General features: G+C 46.3%; 1 protein-coding gene. It reads right to left on the bottom strand.

Annotation, left to right across the window (positions count from 1 at the left end; genetic code table 11):
• Positions 1-244 (bottom strand): hypothetical protein (locus tag P6709_RS20225; RefSeq protein WP_278242672.1); only part of this gene is annotated, 244 nt, incomplete at both ends.

Raw genomic sequence — 244 nt, forward strand, 5'->3', positions numbered from 1 at the left:
ACTTGTTTCCCTGAAGCGTCCACCTTAAGCGAAGTGAATCGGTCAGTCTCGGGAGAACTGACTCAGCTTCCTGCGTGACACCACAGCGCAGTCCTTCTTTGTACAGGGTCTCAAGTGCTTGCCGAGAAAGCAGGATTGACTCCTGAGTATTAATGGTCTGATCATCAATGTCAGAAGAAAAAACATCAAGATGATTGTGACGCTTTCCAAATCGAGTGCGAGTTTGCTCATTAAAGGATTTGGT

The organism is Jeotgalibacillus sp. ET6 (assembly GCF_029667115.1).
Classification (GTDB): Bacteria; Bacillota; Bacilli; order Bacillales; family Jeotgalibacillaceae; genus Jeotgalibacillus.